General features: G+C 66.9%; 5 protein-coding genes and 1 pseudogene. 4 read left to right on the top strand and 2 right to left on the bottom strand.

The features are described from left to right. From FGD71_RS02585 to FGD71_RS49610, 3 genes are all read left to right on the top strand, one after another. A partial coding sequence (locus FGD71_RS02585) for a VOC family protein (RefSeq protein ID WP_119098716.1) occupies positions 1-286 on the top strand: 286 nt, incomplete at its 5' end. A gap of 200 nt (positions 287-486) precedes the next feature. Beyond that, on the top strand, positions 487-786 hold the full coding sequence (locus FGD71_RS02590; protein WP_119098717.1) for a hypothetical protein: 300 nt from the start codon (positions 487-489) through the stop codon (positions 784-786). Between the two features lie 50 nt (positions 787-836). Next, positions 837-968, top strand: a complete 132-nt coding sequence (locus FGD71_RS49610) for a hypothetical protein (protein WP_266588173.1) — start codon at positions 837-839, stop codon at positions 966-968. A 69-nt stretch (positions 969-1037) separates the two neighbouring features. Here FGD71_RS49610 and FGD71_RS48360 read toward each other — a convergent pair. After that, positions 1038-1304, bottom strand: a pseudogene (locus tag FGD71_RS48360) (ASCH domain-containing protein); the annotation flags it as partial. Beyond that, a complete protein-coding gene (locus tag FGD71_RS02605) occupies positions 1301-1693 on the bottom strand; it encodes a diguanylate cyclase domain-containing protein (RefSeq protein WP_119098718.1) in 393 nt (130 codons plus the stop codon). The pseudogene FGD71_RS48360 and the gene FGD71_RS02605, both read right to left, overlap by 4 nt. A 454-nt stretch (positions 1694-2147) precedes the next feature. Between FGD71_RS02605 and FGD71_RS02610 the strand changes: the two genes are divergently transcribed. After that, positions 2148-2879: a dienelactone hydrolase family protein gene (locus FGD71_RS02610; RefSeq protein ID WP_119098719.1), complete on the top strand. Its 732-nt coding sequence runs from the start codon at positions 2148-2150 to the stop codon at positions 2877-2879. The last annotated feature ends 117 nt before the right edge of the window (positions 2880-2996 follow it).

Consider the following 2996-nt stretch of genomic DNA (forward strand, 5'->3'; position numbering starts at 1 on the left):
CCCCTCGTTCGAGACTTCGGGATACATCACCTTCGACCTCGGGCCAGGCGCTGACCTCGGTCTGTGGTCCGGCCAGTTCGAGGGTCTGTCACCGGACGTCCCGCGCACCAGTGAGGTTTGCCTGGCCATTGACGGTGGACGACCCGACGAGCTCAACGCGACCTTCAAGCAGTGGCAGTCCAAGGGGGTCACGATCCTGCGCGAGCCTCATGATGCGGGGTTCGGGCTGACCTTCCTCGCGGCCGATCCTGACGGGAACCGTATCCGCGTCGCACCGCAGGACTGAAAGGCCGCAATGCGGCAGGCGCGCACGATAGGTGTCGCGCCTGCCGTCGTCTGACTTCGAGAGGACGACGAGTCCCCCCGCGCGAATGCGCCCCTGAGCGTCGAGTTGTCCATCTCGCTGCGCAAACTGTTGGCTCGTGTGCCTGTCTGTGATGTCAACGTGCACACTGACGGTTTCCCGTTCGACCGAAGGACTGAGCCGTGCCCGACCGACCTGAGATTGTCTGCATCTGCGGCTCTACCCGTTTCGTGGACGAGATGCGTGCGGCGAACCGTGATCTGACCTTCGCAGGTGTCATCGTCGTCGCGCCAGGCGAAGCAAACGAGTTGATCAGCAACGAGCAGAAGACCGCACTGGACGCCCTCCACCTGCGCAAGATCGACCTGGCTGACCGGGTTCTGGTCGTCAACCCCGGCGGGTATATCGGCGAGTCCACGAGCAGGGAGATCGCATATGCCCACGCCACCGGCAAGCCGATCTCGTTCACCGATCCCGTCTGACCAGTAGACACTTCGCCGTCCTCGGCGCCAACATCCGCTTCACCACGATCATGGCCGCAGGCTCCATCGCCGGCGCGGTGCTGGGCGGCCTGCTTCTGGGGATGTTCCCGAATCTGGTGCTGATTCCGCTGCTGGCCGTGATCCTGCTCGTCTCCGCGGTCAAGCTCGCCCGTCACGACTGACATCGGGCGGTAGCACAGCACCGCATTGCGCAACTTCTGATAGCCGGAACTACCAGCATCGGGCCCCTGGTCCAGGTGGCAGTCGGTGAGGTGGGCGACGCCGACGACCGCGCCCAGGTGCAGTTCGCGGCCGCGGATCGCGGTGGCGACCAGCGGGTCACGCAGCACGGCGGGTTCCGGCTTCTTCTTTCCGGCGTGGACGAGGACCCAACCGCGCCACGGCCAGTGCACGGGCCTGTTCTCCGGGCTCTTCCCGGCGAGGACGCAGGTGGCCCAGGGCTGGCGGATCGTGATGCCGCGGATCCAGTCGCCCTCGGGCAGGGTGGCGATGCTCATGCGGCTGGCCCCCACACCGCGGTGCCCGGCCGGCCCGCGCGCCTGCCGTTGGTGGACGGCACCTTGGCGTGCTCCGGCGTGGCGAGGTGCGCGCGGCCGGAGTGCTTGCCGTCGTAGAGGGCGGCGTCGGCGGCACTCTGCAGCACGGTCAAGTCGCGGGTGCCGATCACGTCCGGGGTCGCGGCGCTGACCGAGGCGGCGACGTCCACGGCCTGGCCGTCATCGAGAGCGACCGGCGTGCGCAGCATCCGGACCAGCTGTTCAAGGCGGACCTCGCGTAGGTCGCGGGGCAGGTGCAGTACGACGGCGAACTCGTCACCGCCCAGGCGGCCGACGGACGCGTGGGGTCCGGCCCATGCGGTGAGCCGGTCGGCGGGCGCGCGTAGCACCGTGCCCCGGCCGGATGCCCCAGTCCGTCATTGATCTCTTTGAAGTGGTCCTGGTCGCAAACGCGTGGGTTCGTGGATTCCTGGAGCGGTGAGATGACGAACCCACTCGCCTGTCGGCCTTGGAGGCGGTGTCGGAAGCGGGTTCGACCCCGGGATTGAGCTTCGTGGGTCGCATGTTGAGGTGCCGCGTATTCGCGTCTCCTGCCCGCTGTCGGCGTACTCCTGCATGCGCTAGGGGAGGTACGAAGGGTTCTGGCCCTGACCTAGTGCCGAGTCAGGCAACGTTCGCCCTGGCGAGACGCGAGTGATGCCGCTTTGCGATACGTTCAGCGTCGCCGTGCCCGCTGCGAACTCGAGGAGGTGAGACCGATCAATGCTGTGACAGATTGGGGCTCCCTCCCTCGCATGGTCTAGGGAGCGCCTGCAGAAGGTATCCCGAAAGGCCTGAAACGCTATGCGCTTCATCTCCAAGACGTCGTTGGGCGGCGTGACCGAACAGTTCTTCACCCTCGACGAGATCCCCGGCGTGCTGTGGACGCCGGAAGACGCCCACGGCACTCGCCCCCTGATCCTGATGGGACACGGCGGCGGGCAACACAAGAAGGCCCCCGGCATCCTGGCCCGCGCGCATCGCTTCGCCGCCGAGGGCGGGTTCGCGGTCGCCGCGATCGACGTGCCCAACCACGGCGAGCGGCCGACGGACGAGAAGTTCGACCGGATCGCGACCGAGTACCGGGCGCGTATGGCCGCTGGAGAGGATACGGCTGCGCTGGACACCGCCATGTACACGCTCGTGGCCGAGCAGACCGTCGCGGAATGGCAGGCGGTCCTGACCGCAGTCCAGCAACTCGACCATATCGGCGGCGGACCGGTGGGCTATTGGGGCGTGTCGCTGGGCGGCGCGTTCGGTATACCGTTCGTCGCCGCAGAACCTCGAGTCCGCGCCGCGGTGCTGGGCCTGCAAGGGTCGCCCGCGCTGGCCGGGACCGCCGCGCAGATCACCGTGCCGGTGCAATTTCTGGTCCAGTGGGACGATGAGCGGATGCCCCGTGCACAGAGCCTGGCGTTGTTCGATGCCGTCGGTTCAGCCGAGAAGACACTGCACGCCAACCCCGGCAAGCACGGAGATCTGCCGCGGTTCGAGATGGACGACTCTCTGCGATTCTTCGCCCGACATCTGGGCTGATACGTCTGTAGTTCACGGTCGCAGTCGATGGGTATTAGAGGCCCTAACAAAGCCGTTGGACGTGGCGGTGGGTGATCAGGCAGATGGCGAGGCCGAGGAAGGCTTCGTGGATGTCGT

The organism is Streptomyces sporangiiformans (assembly GCF_005768555.2).
Lineage (GTDB): Bacteria > Actinomycetota > Actinomycetes > Streptomycetales > Streptomycetaceae > Streptomyces > Streptomyces sporangiiformans.

Excerpts from the sequence above, each read along its gene's own strand:
- FGD71_RS49610 (WP_266588173.1), top strand. The coding sequence starts at position 837 with ATGGCCGCAGGCTCCATCGCCGGCGCGGTGCTGGGCGGCCTGCTTCTG.
- FGD71_RS02610 (WP_119098719.1), top strand. The coding sequence starts at position 2,148 with ATGCGCTTCATCTCCAAGACGTCGTTGGGCGGCGTGACCGAACAGTTC.